Source organism: Dokdonia sp. Hel_I_53 (genome assembly GCF_007827465.1).
GTDB lineage: Bacteria > Bacteroidota > Bacteroidia > Flavobacteriales > Flavobacteriaceae > Dokdonia.
Window position 1 is genome coordinate 2788820 of record NZ_VISL01000001.1, and the last position, 22873, is coordinate 2811692.

A 22873-nucleotide genomic window follows, 5' to 3' on the forward strand; every position below is an offset into this window, starting at 1 on the left:
AAGATTATGAAATATACTTTTTTAAATAAGACTTTTTACGCTTTCGCGAAAGCGGTCATCCTTTTATTATTTGTGGGCTGTCAGCCAGATGATGAAAATTTAGAACTAGCAACCTTTCCTACAACTGCAGAAATCTTTATTGATGGATTCAGTGCTGGATTGCAATACGATGCTTTTGGAGAATCAAAGGTAACAGCATTTGATGTGGATACCCAAAATACATTTGAAGGAGCTGCATCGATGCGTTTTGATATTCCTAATACGAGTGATCCTCAAGGTGGATTTGCCGGTGGTGTTTTTTCTACATCAAGTGGAAGAGATTTAACGGGCTATAACGTATTAACTTTTTATGCTAGAGCATCTAGAGGTGAGACTATTAATCAAATTGGTTTTGGCCTCACTTTTCAAGGTGAAACCTATAGAACCCAGGTGTCTAATCTTCAAGTAGGGACAGCTTGGCAAAAATATTACATTCCAATTCCTAATGCAGCAAAGCTTACCCAAGAAAGAGGGATGCTATGGATTGCAGAAGCGGCAGATAATGGTGAAGCGTATCAATTATATATAGATGAGGTTAAGTTTGAAAACCTAAATACTCTTATATTGGAAGAAGCTGGTATTGTAGAGGGGCAAGATCGTGTATTTCCAGCAAACCTTGGAAGTACAATTCCAGTAAATGGAAGTTTTGCAAACTATAACCTCCCAGATGGATTATTGCAACGCGTAGAAGCTGCGCCAGGTTATTTTGATTTTACTTCTTCTAATACGGCCGTAGCCACGGTAGATGAAATAGGTGTTATTTTTGTGGAGGGATCTGAAGGTTTTTCCATTGTTACGGCTATGCTAGTCGATGTTCCTGCAGTAGGCTCTATTACTGTAGGGATGGAGCCCTTACCACCATCGCCTAATGTAGACGATTCTCAGGCTTTAGGGTTTACGATGCCAATAGGTTTTGAATCCAGTACTGTAAATTATGCAATAGAAGGATTTGAAGGAGCATCTTCTGCAATAGTCACAAACCCAAATATAACGGGAATTAATACAACAAACACTGTCTTAAGATCAGAAAAAACACAAGGATCACAGTTCTTTGCAGGAACATTACTCAACTTAGAGGCACCTATTGACTTTGCAACTTCTGAAATTTTAAGCATAAAGACACTATCGCCCAAAGGTGATATCCCAGTAAGGATTGCCATAGAAAATCAAGCAATAGGTGGAGATTCTCAAGTTTTTGTGGATGTAAATACGACAGCTATAAATGAGTGGGAAGAATTATTATTTAACTTTTCAGGACAGCTAGACCCCAACGTTTCTTATGATCGTATTGTGATCTTTTTTGAATTTGTGACAGACTTAGCGGGTGATGGATCTACCTACTACGCAGACGACTTTTTTGTCATAGGCTCAGATCCAATAAACACAGGAGAAAACAATAATGGAGATAATTTATTATCAAATGGTGATTTTGAACAAGGTATGGTAGACTGGTTTGGTAATGCTTTTAATGTTCAAATGGAGGGCGGTAATAGTTATAATTTTGCAAACGTTGTCACCGCGGGTAATGCTTTTGATGTAAATTTAAGTCAGTCTGTAACATTAATAGAGGGAGAGATTTATACGTTAACTTTTGATGCATCTTCTGATACAAATCGCTCTATAATCGCAGGAATAGGTCTTAATGAAAATCCTTTTACATCTGTAACTGAAACTATAAACTTAACACCCACATCTCAAACATACACACTTACTCTAACTGCCACAGGCGTAGGGTCTTCAAATGGAAGGGTGCTTTTTGATATGGGAGCAGATACTGGAGTAGTTGCAATAGACAACGTTATACTTACTTTTGGTGATACTGGAGGAGGAGGTTCTAGCGGAGAACTTTTAGGTAATGGAGATTTTGAACAAGGAGCCACGGTCTGGGAAGGAAATGCTTTTAATGTGCAGACAGATGGTGGTAATAGCTATAATTTTGCAAACGTAGCTACAGCAGGAAATGCCTTTGATGTAAATCTCAGTCAGCGTTTAACTATAGTCGAGAATGAAACATATACTCTTACATTTGAAGCATCATCTGACGGGAATAGAACCATGGTGGTTGGTATAGGACTATTTGAAGCTCCATTTACAGCAGTAACAGAAACTGTAAGTTTAACAAATACAACACAAACATTTACGCTCACTTTAACGGCAACTGGTTTTGGCAATTCTAATAGTCGTGTACTGTTTGATATGGGAGCAGATACTGGGGTAGTGGTTATTGATAATGTATCGCTTATTCAGAATTAGGTAAATACTATTTTAAAAAGAAATTGAGATGAAATTACTAAATACATTGAAACTATTGTTTTTGACAACAATAATTTCATCAGGATTACTAAGCTGTGTTGACGATGAGGGAACTTCTGCAGGAACACAATTAAATTTACAACTCCTTTTTGAAGATAACTTTGATGGGGCAGCTGGCGAGTCGATAAATACTGATAATTGGAATTTTGATATAGGTACTGGCTCTAATGGATGGGGTAACCAAGAATTACAATACTATACAGATCGTCCAGAGAATATTTCTTTAGACGGTAACGGTCACATGGTTATTACAGCACGAAGAGAATCATATTTAGGATCACAATTTACATCTGCTAGAATCAATACAAAAGATAAAGTAGAGCAAAAGTACGGTCGGTTTGAGGCTCGTATAAAAATGCCCGGAGGACGTGGTGTATGGCCTGCATTTTGGATGCTAGGTAGTGTTATAGAGACGACTCCAGATAATGACCCCGCGACTTTACAATGGCCTTTTGTAGGAGAAATCGATATTTCAGAAATACGGGGGCAAGAACCATATCGAACTAACGCTGCACTTCATGGGCCTGGCTATTCTGGTGGTGGAGCAATTACTGGAAATTACGATCTTGTAAATGATCGATTTGATGCAGGTTTCCATACCTATGCAACAGAGTGGAATCCAGGTTTTATAGATTTTTTTATTGATGACATACGATATTTGAGATTTTCAAGAGATGATATTCCAGAAGATGGGGAATGGGTTTTTGATGACCATTCGTTTTTCATGCTTCTTAATGTAGCGGTAGGAGGCTCCTTTGTCGGTTTTCCTGTAGATCAAACGCCGCTTCCACAAACTATGGTAGTAGATTACGTAAGAATCTATGATTTAGGTAACTAATAATATTGTCTTTTTTGAGACTACCAATTTTGAAAACTTTTCTTTTTATTTAAAAAAATAGACAATCCTATCTTTCAAAATACATTATAGTAGTGTAGGAATTCATAAGACTGGTCCTAAGCTGTGCTATTCTTTTGAAAATAGTACAGAATGTTGAGAGTGCTCTTTAGCCAAGAGAGTTGCTAAAAAAAAATTTAAACTGGAAAAAATGAAAGAGATTTAAGGCTTATCTTCCTTCTTCTGAAAATAATCTAGCACACGCAAACTGCTTAGTCCGTGTACTAAAATGCTAAAAAGGATTACATAGCTAGTAATTCCAAAAAGTTCTTCATACTCAGAAAAATTTCCGTTGAGTAGTGCATAACTTAGATAAAAAAAACTGCCGATACCTCTAATCCCAAAAAAACTAATGGCCCATTTTTTTGCGATAGAAAATTCTGTAGTACACATGGCTAGGTAACCAAAAAGAGGTCTTAAGACCAATACAAATAGAAGACTAGCTAAAACTCCCCAGCCGTCTGTATACGACAATATTCCTGAGAGTAATGCGCCACCAAAAAAAATGGTCCAGAGAGAAACTAAAAGCTTTTCAGTTTCTTCTGCAAATTGTAGCATACTCGTATTTTCATTGTTTTGAACGTCCTTATGACAATAATATTGAATGAAAACACCTGCCGTAAACACGCTTAAAAAACCATAAGTACCTAAAACCTCTGCTAATCCGTAAGAGAGAAAGGTAAGTGATACAGCTATAAATCCGTTGAGAATATATTGTTGATGTTCTTTACCATGGTATTGAATAAACCAGCTATAAATGAAACCTATCACAGCACCTATAAGTATTCCTCCTATGATCTTGAAGAAAAAGTAATAGCCGATAAAATGAGGCCAATCTATTTCTGAAAAGCTAGCCTCATTACTCCATAGTATAGCAAGAAATACAAAAGGAAATGCAAAACCATCATTTATTCCAGCTTCTGCTGTAAGTGTGAATCTTAAGCCTGTATTTTTTTGCTTATAGTCTTGATTTTTTTCTAATTGGAGTTCGCTTGCAAGTACAGGATCTGTTGGGGCTAGAATTGCAGCTAGTAATAATGATACAGGACCATTTAAATCTAAAAGATAATGTGCAATCAAAAATACTGCGACCATAAATAAAGGCATTGTAATCGCAATAAGGGAAAGTGGTTTTTTCCAATCCCTCCATTGGTAACTAGTCCCTATTTTTAATCCAGCAGTCATTAAACTAATAATAACAATTACTTCACTTACAATCTTTCCAAATTTTAATTCCCATAAAGGATCTGGCCAAGGTAGAGGAGCACCTACACTAAAGAGTGCCATACCCAATAGGAGTAGTGGAATTATATATGTAATTTTTATTTTTTTAGAATATACGGGTATAAATGCCATTAGTGATATAGCAAATCCTAAAAAGGCTAAAGCAGTAATATAGGTGGGTATTTTTACTAAAAAAATCATTTACTCTATCTTAGTTTCTATAGTGATTTTATAACTTTCATTAGGGGCAAGCGCCTTATAGGATTCTTTCTGTGTGATATCTAAAGATTCATTTATATGATCAGGAAGACCTAACCAAGGTTCTATGCATATATAATCTGCTTTTGGTTTTGACCAAAGTGCCAAATTAGGATACCCTTCAAAATGAACGACAATTCCTTTTTTTCTAGATTTTTCGCGTAAGCGCACCCAATTATAATCTATGTCAGAAAAAATAAGTGCATCCTCGTTAAAGAGTGTTGCAGAGAGCGATAGGAATCCGTTCTTATACTCAATGTCTCTAAATTTTGATGTAAGTAACCCTGAAGGATCAAGCATATGTGATTTTAGAGGCTTTTTAGTGGGTATTTCAATAACATAATCAGATAATTTTTTCGTAGAAGTTATCGGGCAAGCGTATGCAGTGTGCCCTCCACAAGTAAAATACAGATCAACAGAATCTAAATTATGAATTTCATAGGTCATTTGTAAACAATGTTTTTCCAGTGTATAGGTAACTTTAAAGAAAAATGCAAAAGGATATTGCTTAAGTGTACGCTGAGAATTTGAGAGCATAAAAGAACAAGATTCACCTGTTTTTTTATGGAAAGTTAAGTTTTTATTATCCCTAACAATACCATGTTTAGGCATATCGTAGCTTACTCCTTTATATAGAATCTTATCTCCTTTAATTGTCCCTATGGCTGGAAAGAGTATAGGTGAACTGCTACGCCAGACGGTTGGATCAACTTGCCAGATAGACTCTTTCCCTGTTTGCTTACTTTTTAAGGAGCGTATTTCTGCTCCATCTGGGCTTATATCACAGGTAAGAAAATCATTTTCGATAGAATACATATTTTCGCTAATATAGCTTTACTGTTAATTTTTAAAATACCGTAATAAAGATAGCATGAGTAGTTCTAGTTACTTAGTTTTAACTATTCTACGTTTAGCGCACTATAACGTGAATATTATTTTATAGGGACATCAATAGCGTGATACATCTCCATCACAGCCTCTTTACCATATAATCTTTCTAATCTTCTTACGGTAAAATGAGCAGTGGCTACTTTTTGAAAGTGTGTAATAAAAAGTAAATTAAGTCCTGCACCAGTAGCAGCACCTACAAAAGGTATGGCCTGTGTAGCGAACTTATCAAGCACTTGTGTGCTGTATCTAGAAATAACTTTACCCATAAAACCACCCATAGCTCCAGGAGTATTTGCAGCGATAGATTGTAAAAACTTTTTAGTGCCTTCTTTTGCTATGGTAGATGCCACTTGGGAAAGAGCTTGATCTAGGGCAATGCGAGTACCGTAATAACTGCTATCTAAAGCGTCGTCATCTAAAGAGCCACCACCTAGTGCAAACACTTGCAGGCAATTAAGTTGCACCTCGGGATCTGTAATATCTTCTCCCTGACTTCGTGCAATGTCCATAATAGACCTCATTAAGAATTTTGTGCTTAGTAAGATGTCTGTTGTTAAGCCAGCAATACCAAAGAAACCACCCACAAGTCCCGTTCCAGTGGTTACTACTTTGTACATTCTGTTAGAGGCTGTAGGTTGTATTTTTTTGCTTTTAAGCGTTTTTAAATTTGCTTTTACACTTAACTGTAACGCTTTCTTTACGGTCTCTGTAATTTTACTTTGGTATTTCTCTGGAACTAATGCGATGCCTTTTTCTATAGGAGTGCCTACAGTGTTGAGTGCCTTCATAGCAAAAGGAACCGCAGTGAGATTTTTTTTTGCTTTGCTAAGAATCGCAATGTCTTCCTCTGGAATTTGTTGCGTTATATGATGTTTTTGGTTTGATAGCTTATTCATAGATAATCATGCCATTTTAAGTAAAGTTACGGGATTATAAATGAATTGTCTTTTTTTGCTTTCGCGAAAGCGGGAACTAAATAGATACTACATTCTAAATTTCCTAATTATATGTTTATAATTTCATGTGTTGACATTTTTTAGTAGGATAACGGTACATATTTTAATAAGGAATAAGTAATTTTCCTATTACTAATTTATTACTCAATACTAGTTTAAAACCTTGTACATTAAATCGCTTTAAATGCCAGAGTTACCAGAAGTTTACGGATATCAACAATATATTAATAGTACCTGTTTGCAGCAAAAAATACTGTCAATAGATGTTAGAGATACAAGGCTTATTAAAATGCCACTAAGTGATCTTAAAAAGATGCTTATTGGAAATAGCTGGGTAGGTACAGAACGTATAGGTAAATATCTCTTTATACATGTAAATACTGGTGAAGTGTTAGTGATGCATTTTGGTATGACAGGTAGGCCTAGCTATTATCATGAGTCTGTAGAGCGTCCACGCTTTGGGCATATCGAGATTGTATTTGATAATGGATATCACTTTGCGTTTGAAAACAAGCGTAAGTTTGGCTGGTGGGATATGACTCGTTCAGTTGAGGAGTATCGCACAGCACATAAGCTTAATGTAGATGCCAGAGATCTTAACTATGGGCAGTTTAAAGAAGTAGTAGCTCATCGTAAGACAGCCATTAAAAATGTTCTTATGAATCAAAGTGTAACTACAGGCGTGGGAAACTGGATAGCAGATGATGTGTTGTATCAGTCTCAAATACACCCACTCAAAAAAGCAAATGAATTAACAGAGGAAGAACTCAAAACAGTCTATGCAAAGTTGCAACATGTATTAGAAGTAGCTATTAGTCATGAAGCGAGATACCAAGATTTTCCAGATTACTTTTTAATACACAATCGTAAAGGACGAGAGGGGTGTTATCATACAGGAGTAACACTTGAAAAAATTAAAATAGGAGGGAGGACGACTTATTATAGTCCAGAGTGGCAGAAAATATAGTTGGTATAGTAGAGATTGAATCCTCTCCTAATTATAAATATTCTAATTATTTTAAAATCATCTTATTTAATTTTATGTACCAAATTAATTATAGCTTTTTCAATGCGAGTAAATTATACTACATTTAAATAAAAAGGATATAACCATTCTAAGAAATATCCTTTTAATTATCTAAAACCATTGATAATTATTTATTCAATAATTATTTTCTTGAGCATAGTAGAATTTGGAGTTTCAACTAGAATGAAATAAACTCCTGCGGGAACACTTAAATTGAAACTTTCTGAATAGAAGACTTGATCTTCTAATAATCTTGAATCAATAACATTATTGCTGTTAATTCCAAAAATTTTAATACTTAAAGGCATTGCTTCCCTCAATTCTATATCTACACTAAAGATTCCAGAAGAAGGATTCGGATATACGATTAACGAAGATATTAAAGGATCATTAGATGAGTTTAATTCTACATTAAAATCTTCTCCATCTATAACCACAATTTGCTTAATTTGAATATCAGTACAATTTCCATTAGTTATCATTAAAACAATCTCATACTCACCCGCTGTATCGAAGCTTAGTTCTACATAATCTGTATCCATTTCCAAAATAGATGCTTCATCAGGAAGAATCCACTCAACAGTATTCGGGAAAGGTTCACTTACTTGAACCATGATAAATGGTTGATTAGTAAATACTTGTGAAGAGACTAAAAATTCAGCATTGATTGGTTGTTGAGCAGTGGCCACAAAAATTTCATCAGTTACAATACAACCACTTGTATTAGTGGCTGTGACCGTATATGACCCTTCTTCGAAAAGAACAACTTGTGCGCTTGAACTTGTGAATCCATTATCTGAGAACCATTCATAAGTAACTCCATCAATAATAGTTGCGTCTAGTTCTAAAGTTTGATCTAAGCAAAGAGTAATATCTGATCCAAGATCAATGATTGTTTCTGTAGGTTCTGTAACCTCATAAGTTTCAATATATTCACATCCTTTACTGTCAATAATAGAAACCTGATAATTCCCAGCTTCTAAGTCACTAATATAGTCAGTTGAGTCTCCATTGTCCCAGACATATGTATAGGGTGGCGTTCCACCGTTAGCTATTAATTGAATACTACCATCATTCCCACCATAACAGGTAGTATTTGTAATAGTATTACTTGCCACTAAATCTGGCGGTGGAATTAGTGTTATCATTTTACTAGTGACACATCCAAATTGATCAGACACCGTGAGTACATATTCACCTGGTAGCGTATTTGAGAGATCTGGTGTTGTAGCTCCTGTATTCCAAATGTAATTGTAATTTGAAATTCCACCAGTAACTAGTGATGTGATGGTCCAGTCGTTACCATCTCCACATAAACTATATTCTGCAGTTAATGTTACGATTAACGCATCTGGTTCGGTAATTTCTATGATCTCACTAGAGGTAATATTAGCATTAGCGTCAGTGATCACTACATAATAAGTTCCAGCATTTATGGCAGCAAGTACAGCATTTGTACCAATAACTTCTGTAGTCGACGTATCAAACCATTCAAAATTGTAATCATTAGGAGCGTTTGAGAAAGGTACGCCTCCTATTGCAGTTGCAGATAGAATTCCAGACGAATCACCATTACATAAAATAATGTTTGTAATTTCAGCACTTACTGTTAGCGGATCTGGTTCTGTTACTTCAAATTCTGTTGGGGTGATAGTACAGCCATTTGCATCCGTAACTATGAGTGTGTAGGTTCCTGCACTTACATTTGTTATAGAATCTGATGTTGAGATGATAGTACCGAGATTGTCAACCCATAAATACTCATAATTAAGAGTTCCTCCAGATATCATCACAGAAACACTACCATTACTTAATCCATTACCTGAGCTATTAATAACGTTTGTACTTGCGATAGTTAGTTTGTCAGGCTGTGCTACTGATACAGGAACATTTACTAGACTTCCGTTGTTATTATAGGTACAATCGAGAGTATCTCTTACTCTTATTTCATAATCACCTTCTGGAAGATTAGAAATTGTTGTAGAGGTACCATTATCAAAAGTAATCCAGCCAGTAGGATAACTCGACCCTACTAAACGATAAACATATTCGTAGGTGCCATTTCCTCCCTCTGCTGTTACTGTAATAGTTCCATTTGATTGATCAAAACATTTTACCTCTGTAGTACTGGCACTAGCTATTACTGCATCGGGTTCTGTAATAACTATAGGAGCACTAATTTCTGTAATAGATTGAATTGCGTCATAGACTTCCACGTAATAAGTGCCAGCTGGTACTTGAACTATAGATGTAAATAAATTTGAGAGTGGTACAGGTGGATTAAAAGAAGCATCATACCAAGTAAAGGTATTAACCCCAGTATTTGTAGTTACAGTTATTTCTCCATCATTACCTCCAAAACAAGAGACAGAATTTGTTTGTTCAATATCAACAAGTAACTCTCCAGGAAGCCCCAATGTAAACGTATTTGTAATTGTACAAGAGAAAGGGCTACTGTCTGTAATGGTCAAGGTATAATCACCTTCTGGAAGGTTAGAAATACTAGTTGCAGCAGCTCCAACAGAACTAGATATAATTGTACCATTTTCATCCCTCCAGTTATATGTAAATGGAGCAGTCCCGCCAAACACATTGAGACTTATAGAACCGTCGTTATTTGAGGAAGAGGGAGTTGTTACGATGATATTATTTATACCGTAGGGTTGTGGTTCTTGTATGGTAAAGCTTTCTGTAAGAATGCAAGAGGTATCAAGTTGGTCTACGATAGTTACAGTATATGTGCCTCCTGATAAACCAGAAGCCATCAAGCCTGTGTTGTTAATATCATGATTCCAAGAAATATCATAAGCTCCAGAACCACCCGTAACATTGAGATTAATAATTCCATCTCTTGCGTTGTAGCAGGTGACATTTGTCAAAATGCCGCTGATTTCTAAAACACTTGGCTCTGTAAATTCGTAACCAATAATAGAGGTTGTATTTCCATTTCGATCTTCAATAAAAATAGTATAAAAGCCTGCTATTATATTTCCAGAATTTGAGGAGTTACTAATCTCCGTATTCGTCGAGTCTATCCAAGAGTAGGTATAAGGAGGTACACCTCCATCTACGGCAGCCTCTAAGCTACCAAAATCACCATTACAGGTAATACTTAATTCATTAATATTTAATGATAGCGCCTCTGGTTCTGCTACTTCAAAATCTGTTGGTGTAACGGTACAGCCGTTTATATCTGTAACTTCCAGCGTATAGGTTCCAGCTGGAACATTTGAAATAATATTTGTATTAGAAAGGATAGCCCCGTTAACATCAGTCCACTCATAAGTATACCCAGGAGTACCTCCATTTATTACTACAGAAACACTACCATTACTTAGTCCATTACCAGAGGTATTAGTAACAGTGCTGTTATCAATCTCTAATGTTGGAGGTTCAGAGATGTTTATAGATAAGTTTGTCTGACAGTTATTAGCATCTGTTATGGTTACCGTGTAGCTACCTATACTTAAATTTGAAATATCTTCAGTAGTTTCACCATTACTCCAGATATAGCTATAGGCAGCTCCCGTAGTAAATGGTGTTCCTCCATTAACGGTGATATCTATTGTTCCGGTTGCCCCTCCATTACAAAGAACATCTGTATGTATCTCAGAAACTGTAAAGTCTTCTGGTTGAGCAACTACAATATTAGTGTCTTGAGCGATATTACCATTTATATCTTGAACGATTAGCGTGTATATACCTACCGCACGATCCGATAATATATTTGTTGTTGAAAGTATAATCGAGGGATTCGTATTCAAATACCATGTGTAGGAATATGAAGGTACACCACCCACAGCGGTCGCTTCAATATCTGTTGTACTATCGCCAAAACATAAATTAAGATTTGTTTGGTTAATCGTAGTGATCTCTAGAAGTGGTGGCTCTGCCACAATAAAACTCTCTTGGATGATACAATTTTTAGCATCTGTAATAGTGACGTTGTAAGTCCCTTCATCCAGTGCACTCAAGTCCTCTGTTGTAGCGTTAAAATTGATATCACCATCTTTTGTCCAGTTGTATGAATAGCCAGGAGTACCTCCGTTAGTTGTAATTGTGATGGAACCGTCTCCAGTCTCAAAACCACTTAAATTGGAAATGGCATTTGTTGTAATTGATAGTGCTGAACTAGGTTGATTTATGGTGATCGGATTTGATGTAATGCTACAACCATTTGCATCAGAAACTGTAAGCGTATATATACCTTCTGTTGTATTTAAAAGGTCTTCTGTTGAGCTTACGGTCATATTTGATTCATCCTTCCAATCATAGGTATATGCACCTGTTCCTCCAGAGACATCTAGTAGGATACTCCCTGTAGCAGTATTAAAACAAGCAACATTTTCAGATTGAATGTTTGAAAGCGAGATAGGTGGTGGCTCTGTGAGATCAAAATCATTAGATACCATCGCGCCATTACTATCAACTACTTCTACGCGATAGTTTCCATCACTTACATTTATTAATTGTGATGTGGAAGCAGAAGCAGTTGGGATATCAACATACGCACCTGAAATAAATTCTTGCCATTGATACGTGTAATTCATAACTCCACCAGTAACCATAGCATCTAGAATGCCCAAAGCATCTCCATTACAAGGGATTCCTGTATTCTTCAATATATCAACAGTTAACTGATCAGGTTCTGTGAGCGTAAATAATTGAGAAAAAGTACAACCATTATTTCCAGATCCCGTATTGAAATTTGAATCTGTTACAAGAAGTGTATAGGTCCCAGCAGATAGATTAAATATATCTTCTGTAGTTTCTGTAAAAGCCGCATCTCCCGTCTTAGTCCAAGTATATGAATAGCCAGGAGTACCACCAGATACGCTCACTTCAAGGCTTCCTGTACTTTCTCCATTTATTGCTATATCAATCTGATTATCAAGATTTATTACTACTGGGCTAGAAGGTTCATTTATAGTGATTGTTGTTGTGATAAAGCAGTTAACGCCTCCTGAAGCATCGTCTACTCTTACAGTATAAGTACCGGCAGTAAGATCAGTTATAGCAGCAGTAGAAGCAGAAAATGATGCATCACCCGCTTTAGACCAAGCATACGTATATGTATTACTTCCTCCTGTTACATTAACGTTACCACTTCCATTGTTTCCTCCGTTACAACTTACGTCAGTACTGTTGGTGGCAGTAAATGATAATGCAGTAGGCTCCATTAGATTAAAATCATCTTGCACGGTAATACCATTATTATCAGTAATAATAACGCTATAATTTCCTGCCGTGAGATTATTAGCGATTGCAGTTGTAATTCCGATATTTACAGGGCTACCAGTAGTTACATTAAACCATTGATATGTATAGGGATCAGCATTAGAAGCAATACCACCATTGCCTATTGCTTCAAGAATTCCAGTTCCTCCGTTACAACTAATAGCTGCGTTTTCTTGAATGGCAACTACTAGTGGTAATGGATCTTCTAGGGTTTCCTCGAATACCTCTTCACAACCATTTTCATCGATGACTGTCACTTCATAAATACCTGCGTCAAGAGCAGAAATCACTCTAGTTGTAAAGAGAATTGCAGTACTACCATTTTTACGCCATTGATAATCATAAGGTGCTCCTGTAGTTTTAGGTGTGCCACCCGTAAACATTATATCTATAGAACCATCCATCGCTCCTGGACTAGTAGGGTCAATAATTATAGGAGTAGGAGTAGATGATGTTGTAATCGTACTCGTGGGTTCTGTAATAGAAGCAATAGATAATTCGCCCATAGGTACTGTACCGGCGCAATTATTAGTATCTTTTACATTTAATGTATAGGTTCCAGCAGTAACATTTTCAAGATTCTGGCTGCTACTAGAGAAATTACTATCCTCACTTTTTGTCCAAGAAAAGTTATACGAGCTGCTACCTCCAGTTACAGTAACAAATATGGAGCCATCGCTTCCATTTAAACACGAGACATCTGTAGGAGTGCCAAGAGAAAAGATTACAGGACTTACAGCGTTGATTGAAAAGATATCTGACAGAATGGATCCGTTTCCAGAACCATTAGAATCTTTTACCTCTATTCTATAATTTGCTGGGGCTAAACCAGTCGCTATATAATTCGTGGCAGTATCTCTATCAGCACTAGGACCATCATTTATATAAGTACCTGATCCTGCTGGAGTTTCTTTTAAAAGTTGGTATTGATAGTCTGGCAATCCTCCTTGAGCGCGCACAGTAATTTGCCCTACATCTCCATTACAGGTTGGTTGCGATATGGTGGTAATACTAGTATTTAAAACAAAAGGTTGCGGCTCATCAATTTCCAAGCTACTTAAACTCTTCATACATCCATTTGCATCCGTAACACTAACGCTATAGCTATTCGTTCCAACTCCGGCATCAAGGCTACCAAAAGTCACTTCATATATAGATCCGTTGACTGTGCCATTCGTTGTAGCACCTGAATAGGCAGTACCATTCTTTAGTAATGTCACTGTGTAGGGAGATAAGGTCATACTACCAATAGGGGTGCCACCCTGGATACCTACAATTAGAAAACCATCATCATCTCCATTTACGGTGACATCACTAGTCGTTATTTCAGAAATTAAGATATCGTCAGGTTCTTGGAAGTTTACAGTTACAATTTTATCACCAAGAGTTGATCCTGCTGTGGTATCATAACTTATTTGTATATCTGTTTGCGCTTTCGCGAAAACAAAAACAAATAAAATTAAGCTTAAGAGTAGAAGTTGCTTTTTCATAAGGCTATTGTCTTTGTGTGCAATCATTTTGATCATACACTTGAATATTGTAACTATTGGGAGTTAGGTTTTGTATGGTAGTTGTAGCACTTGAAAACCCGATAGGAGAACTACCATTTATGATATAATAATAAGGTGAATCTCCTAGATTGTTAGGGTCGATGGTTATTGTGATCGTTCCATCATTATCATTAAAACAATTGATTTCATTTGCGGTGATTTCGTAAGCAAATGCAGGAGGATTTCCGATTGTTATAGGTCCGAACGTTCTAGCACAGCCATTGGGAAGTTTTTGATACGTGAGATAGTAGTTATTGGGAGTAAGTGGGGCAGGCCACGAATATGTCGTGCCATTTATAGTTTCTACATCAGTAAATAGAGGACCAGAGGGAGATCCTTCTCTAAGATTAAATTGCAATTGATCTCCATTTATACTCGAATCAAAGAGTATTAAAAAACTACCATCACTTGTATACACGCAACTCGTATCTATTTCAGTAAGGGTTTGAATGCCTGGTGTTTTAGGCGCAACGGTAATCGTATAAATATCTGAAGTGTATATAGTAGAAGAAAATTGTGCTTGGATTCTATATCTTACTTTCAAATTACCAGTAAATGAATTCTCATAATTGGCACCAAAAATTTCTGTTATGGACCGATCTAATGGGTAGCGGTTTCTGTTGTTTGGTAAGTTTTGCCATTGACCATTATCTCTCTCGTATTGCCACGTTAGATAAGGTATGTTAATCGAGTTGCCGCTATAAAAATTAAATAAAGGTTCAGAATCACATACAGCGCCTGTAGGGGTCATGCTTTGTGGTATGTAAACTGCTACATAATTTACGGGCAAGCAAGTATCCCCTACATCGTAAGGTCCCAAATCTGCTGGACCGTCGTACGTAATTCTTTTGAAACTATTTAGAGTAATATTTTGATTATAGTCGAGATCTGCTGTATCTGAAGGAAAGGGTGAACTAGGATCGCAATAATAAGAAAACTGTCCGCAAGGGCCATTACATCCATAGCCAGGGTCATCATTATAACCCATTCTATAGTCAATAGCAAGTTGTATAGAACTTTGACTACGCGTACTTTCTCCCTCGTTTTCTGTAAATAACCACCCTGCTTCAAAATCATCAAAACTTTGATCATTTGTAGCGTAGGCTTCGTTGTGAGTAGCTCTCTTGGAGAGTACGTAAAATTTGTTCTGGGCGACTAGTGACCCAGAACACAATAATAGAAGAATGATATGTAATTGATTCAAGTTCATTTATTGTTTCTCTGTGCAATTATTAGCATCAAATACTTTAATGCTGAAGGCTGTACTTGATAAATTTGAAACAACCGTAGTTATTCCAGAAAAGGAAATAGGGGTTGATCCATTTATAGCATATTTATACCCTCCAGATCCTGTGCTACCATTATTATTAGGGTTTATATTTATTCTAATTTGACCATCTGACTCCCCGAAGCATGAGATTTCAGATTCTAATAGTACTTCAAATTCTAACGGAGGTGAGTCTGTATATGTGAATGTCTGAGTAGAAGTTATAAAGCCAGGAACGAGAATACCATTCTGTTTCATTTGATACCTTATAAAATAAGTGCGATTGTTCTCGAGCTCATTAATATTTGAAAAAGTAAATATGTTTCCTCCGTTGGTATCTGTAGTCACATCAATCTCTTGACCAAACTGAATACCATTCATAAGATCTACTATAGTAATCTGTGAGAAAGTTTCATCGTTTTCTAGTATTCTATCAAATGTGACGATAATATTAACTGATTCACCATTACAATTTGGTGGGATATAATTAAGAACATCTACTAGAGGAGCACAAGGAGAATATAAAATCGATATCGTGTTATTTGAAAACATTCTTTTATCATTTTGACCTACTCTAAAAACAATATTCTCTCCTAAATGATCTAAATGAGTCGGACCAATTATCTCCTCTAAGGTTGCAGCAATGGATTCAGTCTTATTAAACGAAGAAGGAAAATCTACCCAAGACGCACCATTGTTCGTTGAAAATTGCCAACTGTACGCAGCATTGGGAAATCCAGGAGGAGCATTTATAATAAGTTGATTGCCGATACAAATTTCAGAAGTTAATCCATTTCCTAATGAAATATTTCCTATTCTAGGAATAAGTTTTACTCTCAAAAAATTGGCATCACAACCTTTTATAGTTACTACCTGTTCTATAGCCTGTGTTGAATTTAAAACTGCGGTTTGATTAAGAGATAAACATTGAGGAGGAGTAACAGCTACATTAGATCTTTCTTTAAGTTGTAGCGATGCGAGTCCGTTAAAATTTAAGGTCTCGTTTATAGTTGTTATTTCCAGAGTAGCACCTGCTCCGAAAGCAACGTATTTTTTTAATTCGATTCCATTACGAAGAACTGTAGCATCACTTCGTCTAATAAGACCATTTGAAAATTGTAAACTACCAGTAACGTCAAGTTCATAATTTTGCCCTATGGCAGTTATTCCCGTTAGAAAGGTGACTAACAGAATAATTCTATTCTTTATGGTTCTATTAAATATTATCGTTTTCACAGTCGTTGAGTACAGTTATTAGAGTCAAAGACTTTGATCGTTTTTAGTCCTGTTCCTAAATTGATAATCGTAGTACTTGTTCCTGAAAATGGAATTTCATTACCACCATTCATTATATATTTATAGGGAGCAGTACCTATACGGCCATTATTATTGGGGTTTATTGTGATGATTATCTCACCATCATCTGTATTAAAACACGTAATGTCATTTGCCGTAATACCATATTCTAAAGGCGGACCACTTGTTATGATGATAGGATCATAAATTACTAAAGAGTTTGCTCCGTCACTCTGATAGCTTAAGCGATACGTGCCTTCTGGAATTTGTTGAGGCCAAGTAAACTGATTAGATGAATAGGTAGTACTAGTAATATTTTGAAAAGGTGAGATGTCATCTGCTGTATCCAAGATGTTGTCATTTCCAGCGGATCTCAATGATAAGCTAGTGAGGAGCTCTCCAGTGCTTGAATCTAAAGGTCTATTAAAAGTGACTGTAAAACCTCCATCTTCTGTATAAGTACAGCTTGTATTTGATATAGAAACGTTGGTGACCTGAGGACTTTCTTTAATAAAACTATAGATATATGGAAATCCTGATGGTACCCATCCATTACAAAGGGCTATTCTATATTGAATACTCACACCATAAAAGTTGGAAGCATTCGCGCCAAATAAATCTTCAGCATCAAAGGTTATCGAACTTTGCCCTAAAAATGCAGCAGGAAAAGGGGTCCAATTATTTGTAGTGGGGTGAAAGAATTCCCATTTATAAACCAAAGGATCATATCCAGGAGTCATTTCGAGTGTAATTTGAGGTACAGTATTATTTGTTCCAGGATTTGGGGTTATTATGGAGTAATTAGGAACAATTTTAAAACTCACATCTATATCTTCACAACAACCACTCAAATACTCTTCAAAAATATTACATAAAGAATTTGTTGGTGATAAAGATCGAGTATATGAGTCATCATAATCACAAACATACCCATCTACGGTGGCTGATCCACTCTTGATAACACGATAGCCGTTTGGTGAATTACCATTTTGGATAATGTCAATAGAAAGCCTATCTGGACTATAATTTGTGGTTGTTTGACCACAATAACCACTGTCTTGATAATCTTGGGTCACATAAAGTTTTCTATAAGACTGACCTGTAATATCAGATGATACAAAAACTATGAGTATGAATAATATAAAAGGAATCGCTCTCATAATCTTTCTGTACAGTTTTTATAATCAAAAACTTTAATTTCTCTTACTCCTTCCCCTAATGAACTTATCGTAGTCGAAAGAGTATCAAAAGTCACTGGTGTACCTCCATTTATCGTATAATAATATCTTGGGTTAGATCCTGTATTACCAGCATAATAAGGATCGATTGTAATGGTGATGGTACCATTATTTTCTTCAAAACAAGAGATATCTGTTGCGGTGATGGTATATGCTAGACTAGGAGGGCTAGTTATGGTAAATGGGTCAGATAATTCATCAGAGCTTGCATTAGTCGCTTGATAACTTAGTATGTATTCCCCAGCAGGTAAAGGGTTGGGATAGGTGTAGGTTGATCCAGTGTAGGGAGCTGTAGGTGGTGAAGCACTCGTAAATATATCATCACTCGTATTTATAACACCATCAGGGCCCGCTGAGTAAACACCTATATTGGTAAGTTGCTCTCCATTATCTAAATCTAGTGGTCGGTCAAATGTAACGGTAAACTCTCCGTCATTACTATAATTGCAGGACGTATTTGTGACTGAGGGTGTACCTATAATTTTTGGAGAGCATAATATATAATTTAATGGTAATATTTTCTGGCTTTGATTGCTATTGCTTTGGTCATACGAAACTCTTAATCGTAGAGGGGTATTTGAGTTTATTCCAGGGAAATCGCTACCCTGGATATCAAAATTAGAACTTCTCCGAGCATATGGTAAAAACGAAGACCAAGATGAGGTGTTCGGGCCTAATTGATAGTCAACTCTGTAGCTCAATCCAACATTTGAGTGATTTAGTCTAATGGTTCGTGGTTCACAACTCGTTAAAATGTTGTTGCCATTAGAGGTATTAAGCTCTTGCAAATCCTTAATCTTAAACATCACAGGAATTACCCCATTATATGTAGGTCTAGAGCAACTATTGTTTGTAGGAAGAAAAATGAGGGCGTCAATATTACTATTGTAGTCCCTTTGTTGAGTATATCGGAACTCACAAGGAACGGATCCTACAGCAGCAGCTTGTGCAGAAAACTCTACTCTATTAGGATTAAAGGACAGATTGGCTATTAAATCAACTGTTTTAGTATTGGAGGCACTCGTTTCGACGCCATCACGATAATAAAGAAAACTACCGCTGGTAGATGTAGAAATAAAGCGTATTTGATAGTCTACATAAGTAAATTCAGTGCCAGAAAATGGGCTTGTAAGTGTAAGATCGTATTCAACTTTATATAGATTTTGACCTACGGATACGGTGCTAAATAACAGCGCTGCCATTAAAGCATAGTTCTTTTTCAAGTTCATATGACGCAAATTTATCATCATAATCTTTCTGTACAGTTTTTATAATCAAAAACTTTAATTTCTCTTACTCCTACTCCTAATGAATTTATCGTAGTTGAGTGAGTATCAAAAGTCACTGGTGTACCTCCATTTATCGTATAATAATATGTTGGGTTAGATCCTGTGTTACCAGCATAAGAAGGATCGATTGTAATGGTGATGGTGCCATTATCTTCTTCAAAACAAGATATATCTGTTGCGGTGATGGTATACGCTAGAGACGGAGGGTTATTAATTACAAACGGATCAGATAATTCATCAGAACTCGCATTAGTTGCTTGATAGCTAAGTATGTATTCTCCAGCAGGCAAAGGATTGGGATAGGTGTAGGTTGATCCAGTGTAGGAAGCTGTAGGTGGTGATGCACTCGTAAATACATCATCACTCGTATTTATAACACCATCAGGACCCGCTGAGTAAACACCTATATTGGTGAGCTGCTCTCCATTATCTAAATCTAGTGGTCGGTCAAATGTAACGGTAAACTCTCCATCATTACTATAATTACAAGTGGTCTGTTTTGTTTCAGGCTGACCAACTATCTCTGGAGAGCAACTTGTAATAGTATATGTTACAATATCTGATAACACACCATTTCCATAATCTAGTCTAAATCTAACAATGCCAGGTGTGTTGAGGTTAGGAAGCGAGTTTAAATCTACCGTATAGGAGCTTCTAGGTTCAAGAAAAATAAATTCTATAGATTCAAAGGTGCTCATGGTATTTGTACTATACAAAACACGTCGAATAGAAGCTCCCCAATTTTGAGGATCTAATAAGATTGCTTCATCAATACATCGGGGTTTATCGGGTTGTGGTAGGTCATTTAATCGCCAAACTTGGAAAAATTGAGCTGGACCAGAGGCTATAATCTCGTCACACCCAAAATAAGTGCCACCATTTCCTCCAAAAGGCCCCAAAAATAAATTGTTTGAGGTATTTGCATTATTTGTAGTAGATCCACCTAATCCGTCTGGATAACAAGAATTAGTTCCCCCTCCATCAGGTGGAGCTATGGAAGCACCTGAGATGTAATCATAAAATTGAACCTGACTTGGAAAGAATCCGTTAAAAGCATTATTGACAACTTGCCTTCTACCTCCAGAATTCATATTACCATCAGTTGTAGAACTCAGATCAATAATAGCATTGCCATTTATTTTTATTTTAAGCTCTGTGTTAAAACCACCTAAAACGTCACTATCTGCGATAGTAATATCAGAACGCACCCAGTATTGTGCATTCGCCTCACCCAAGGCTAGGAGTAATAGAAGCTTGATTAATATTTTAGTGTAGCTATACATAGGTATCTTTACGAGTACGCTTTCGCGAAAGCGTACTAATATTTAATAGTCATTTTTTTAAGTTTAGAAATACGTCCGTCTTTAAAAACTGCACGTATACCGTATGTGTAACTCGTATTGATTTTAAGCGTGGGATCTATTAAACGTCTAATGTCTGCTGGAACGATACGAAGTAGTCTCATTTTTTCTCCAGTAATTGATTTATATAGTTCAAACTCTACGATATCGTCACTTCTATAAGACCAGCTTAATTGTATTGATTTATCCTGCTTATTTACGGCACCATAAAAATTACGCACCTGATTATCTTTATTGTTTTTAGGAATTTTTATAGAAACTGATGGCGAGGGTAGGGACTCGAGTTTACTTTCATCTATAGCTATAAGTGTATAACTGTAAAGAGTGCCCTCAGTGCCATCATTGTCAACATATTGTTCTATGTCATTTTCACCTTCATACACAAGGAGCCAGTCTTTGCTATCATTTTCTTTTCTATACAGCTGCGTAGTAACCGCATCTCTGCTAGAGCTCTTTGCCCAGCTAAGATTGATTTTTTGTTCATCTACTTTAAAGGTTTTAAAAACTGGCGAGGTAGGGGGTATAATATCTGGTTTTTTAAGAACAAGAGGTTCTGAATAGTCACTTTGATTATATCGGTAATCAATAGCTACAATTTTATAATACACCTTGCTATTTAAATTTTTTATAGAAACAGAATCTCTGAAGGCTGTTGTTGAAATAGGTTTTGAAGTAATTTGACTATACTCCTCGTTTTCTAGATTCCCTCTAAAAACGCGGTACCCAAAGATATCTACATCTGTGTTTGCCTTCCATTTTATATGTACGACACCAGAGCTGTCTATTTTACCAGTGAGACCTATAGGTCGAGATGGGGGGATAGAATCTACTGGCTGTACTAGCATAGGGAATGACTTTTTTTGCGAGCCATATTTCCCTATAGCGCTTACTGTAAAATAATTAGAGGGTAAAAGTTTATTATATTTTATGGACCTAGCAGTAGGAGGTATGTCTTTAATTAAAACTTCTTGAGTCTCTCCCAAGCCATTAGATCTATTAAGCGAAAAGCTTGAGAGCTCACCATTTGCCTCTTCTGGAAATTCCCAAGTGAGTTTTACAGTGTTGATATCTAGAAATTCTTTAGTCGTTAGAAAGGGCGTGAAGCCAAGAGCGGCTCTACCCGTTCCTCCAGCTTCATCTGAGTAAGGACTCGTTTCTCCAAAGACGGAAATACCCTGTACACGATACTTATAACCTTTATTATTTGCAATAGAATCCATATAATAGATCCTACCCGTACGCTCATCTGCAGCTTGATTTAATAGTGTGTAGGGTCGTTTATTAATTTTTTTAAAAGCTTCTCCCTCTTGAGCTCTTTCTATATTGTAACTAGTAAATATATCTTTATGTATTTTAAAATTCCAACTTAGCGAAGTCGCTGCATCTGTAAATGTGCTTACTAAATCGATAGGTTTTGGAAGGGGTTCATAATCTTGATATCCTTGAAAAACACCACCGTATTGAATGTCATTTATTTGCTCTGGTACTGCAGAAATAACGCGATACACATACTTCTCATTGGGAGCTGCAGTATTATCTTTATATCCTAAACCAGCCATCTCTGCTACTTTAAAATCTTGATCTGCAGTGTATAAAGCAAATGTGTGGCGTTGCTCAATATCTTCTGAAAGAGCAACGATGGATTCTATTTTATCAGTTCCCGTTACATCAAAAGTTTCTCCATAAATAGCCTGAGCAACAATAGCTGCATTATCATTAATCTGAACAATTGATTCCCATGCCGCTAGAGGTTGAGGAACGATAGGAGCAGAAGAAAGCGTTCGAGCTTCTGGTTGAGCAAGCGTTTTTCCATCTCTTATAATTGTATAACGCTCTAATATATATCCATATCTATTAAGTTGTTTCCAAGATATCGGCTTTGTGGGAGCCCAGCGTATAAGTGCTTCATTCTCGGTAACTCTTGCTAGTACTTCTATACGATTCTCCCTTTTTAATAGTGTGTCAGTCACAGACTGTCCTTGGCTCGTAAGAGTGAGAAGGAGTGAAAATATAATAATTGTATTTTTCATC

General features: G+C 36.4%; 13 protein-coding genes. 3 read left to right on the forward strand and 10 right to left on the reverse strand.

Annotation, left to right across the window (positions count from 1 at the left end; genetic code table 11):
* Window positions 1–6: 6 nt before the first annotated feature.
* Window positions 7–2292 (forward strand): carbohydrate binding domain-containing protein, encoded by a 2286-nt coding sequence (locus OD90_RS12525; RefSeq protein ID WP_144669494.1) that lies wholly within the window; start codon window positions 7–9, stop codon window positions 2290–2292.
* A gap of 61 nt (window positions 2293–2353) precedes the next feature.
* Window positions 2354–3190, forward strand: coding sequence for a glycoside hydrolase family 16 protein (locus OD90_RS12530; protein ID WP_261374518.1), 837 nt, complete (start codon window positions 2354–2356; stop codon window positions 3188–3190).
* Window positions 3191–3409: 219 nt separating this feature from the next.
* Here the strand turns inward: OD90_RS12530 and OD90_RS12535 are convergent, their stop codons facing one another.
* From OD90_RS12535 to OD90_RS12545, 3 genes are all read right to left on the reverse strand, one after another.
* Entirely contained in the window at window positions 3410–4672 is a 1263-nt protein-coding gene (locus tag OD90_RS12535) for a cation:proton antiporter (RefSeq protein WP_144669496.1), read from the reverse strand.
* Complete coding sequence (locus OD90_RS12540; RefSeq protein ID WP_144669497.1) at window positions 4673–5545, reverse strand: aldose 1-epimerase family protein; 873 nt, start codon at window positions 5543–5545, stop codon at window positions 4673–4675. It abuts the gene before it with no gap.
* Window positions 5546–5661: 116 nt separating this feature from the next.
* Window positions 5662–6516 (reverse strand): EcsC family protein, encoded by an 855-nt coding sequence (locus tag OD90_RS12545; protein ID WP_144669498.1) that lies wholly within the window; start codon window positions 6514–6516, stop codon window positions 5662–5664.
* 244 nt (window positions 6517–6760) lie between these two features.
* On the opposite strand from OD90_RS12545, the gene OD90_RS12550 reads away from it, so the two are divergent.
* Complete coding sequence (locus OD90_RS12550; RefSeq protein WP_144669499.1) at window positions 6761–7543, forward strand: Fpg/Nei family DNA glycosylase; 783 nt, start codon at window positions 6761–6763, stop codon at window positions 7541–7543.
* Between the two features lie 191 nt (window positions 7544–7734).
* Here OD90_RS12550 and OD90_RS12555 read toward each other — a convergent pair whose 3' ends face one another.
* The 7 genes from OD90_RS12555 to OD90_RS12585 are packed head-to-tail and all read right to left on the reverse strand — an operon-like array spanning window position 7735 to window position 22872.
* Window positions 7735–14331 (reverse strand): T9SS type A sorting domain-containing protein, encoded by a 6597-nt coding sequence (locus OD90_RS12555; RefSeq protein ID WP_186434764.1) that lies wholly within the window; start codon window positions 14329–14331, stop codon window positions 7735–7737.
* A gap of 4 nt (window positions 14332–14335) precedes the next feature.
* Window positions 14336–15601 carry a hypothetical protein gene (locus tag OD90_RS12560; RefSeq protein ID WP_186434765.1) on the reverse strand — a complete coding sequence of 422 codons (1266 nt, stop codon included), beginning with the start codon at window positions 15599–15601 and terminating at the stop codon, window positions 14336–14338.
* Complete coding sequence (locus OD90_RS12565) at window positions 15602–16894, reverse strand: hypothetical protein (protein WP_144669502.1); 1293 nt, start codon at window positions 16892–16894, stop codon at window positions 15602–15604.
* Window positions 16891–18114, reverse strand: a complete 1224-nt coding sequence (locus OD90_RS12570) for a hypothetical protein (RefSeq protein ID WP_144669503.1) — start codon at window positions 18112–18114, stop codon at window positions 16891–16893. Before OD90_RS12570 ends, OD90_RS12565 begins: the two co-directional genes overlap by 4 nt.
* Complete coding sequence (locus OD90_RS12575; RefSeq protein WP_144669504.1) at window positions 18111–19421, reverse strand: SprB repeat-containing protein; 1311 nt, start codon at window positions 19419–19421, stop codon at window positions 18111–18113. Before OD90_RS12575 ends, OD90_RS12570 begins: the two co-directional genes overlap by 4 nt.
* 17 nt (window positions 19422–19438) lie before the next feature.
* The gene (locus OD90_RS12580; protein ID WP_144669505.1) at window positions 19439–20764 is read right to left on the reverse strand and encodes a SprB repeat-containing protein; all 1326 of its coding nucleotides are present in this window, start codon (window positions 20762–20764) and stop codon (window positions 19439–19441) included.
* 35 nt (window positions 20765–20799) lie between these two features.
* Window positions 20800–22872: a fibronectin type III domain-containing protein gene (locus tag OD90_RS12585; protein ID WP_144669506.1), complete on the reverse strand. Its 2073-nt coding sequence runs from the start codon at window positions 22870–22872 to the stop codon at window positions 20800–20802.
* Between the last annotated feature and the right edge of the window lies 1 nt (window position 22873).

Excerpts from the sequence above, each read along its gene's own strand:
- OD90_RS12525 (WP_144669494.1), top strand. The coding sequence starts at position 7 with ATGAAATATACTTTTTTAAATAAGACTTTTTACGCTTTCGCGAAAGCG.
- OD90_RS12535 (WP_144669496.1), bottom strand. The coding sequence starts at position 4,672 with ATGATTTTTTTAGTAAAAATACCCACCTATATTACTGCTTTAGCCTTT.
- OD90_RS12540 (WP_144669497.1), bottom strand. The coding sequence starts at position 5,545 with ATGTATTCTATCGAAAATGATTTTCTTACCTGTGATATAAGCCCAGAT.
- OD90_RS12545 (WP_144669498.1), bottom strand. The coding sequence starts at position 6,516 with ATGAATAAGCTATCAAACCAAAAACATCATATAACGCAACAAATTCCA.
- OD90_RS12550 (WP_144669499.1), top strand. The coding sequence starts at position 6,761 with ATGCCAGAGTTACCAGAAGTTTACGGATATCAACAATATATTAATAGT.
- OD90_RS12555 (WP_186434764.1), bottom strand. The coding sequence starts at position 14,331 with ATGAAAAAGCAACTTCTACTCTTAAGCTTAATTTTATTTGTTTTTGTT.
- OD90_RS12560 (WP_186434765.1), bottom strand. The coding sequence starts at position 15,601 with ATGAACTTGAATCAATTACATATCATTCTTCTATTATTGTGTTCTGGG.
- OD90_RS12570 (WP_144669503.1), bottom strand. The coding sequence starts at position 18,114 with ATGAGAGCGATTCCTTTTATATTATTCATACTCATAGTTTTTGTATCA.
- OD90_RS12575 (WP_144669504.1), bottom strand. The coding sequence starts at position 19,421 with ATGAACTTGAAAAAGAACTATGCTTTAATGGCAGCGCTGTTATTTAGC.
- OD90_RS12580 (WP_144669505.1), bottom strand. The coding sequence starts at position 20,764 with ATGTATAGCTACACTAAAATATTAATCAAGCTTCTATTACTCCTAGCC.
- OD90_RS12585 (WP_144669506.1), bottom strand. The coding sequence starts at position 22,872 with ATGAAAAATACAATTATTATATTTTCACTCCTTCTCACTCTTACGAGC.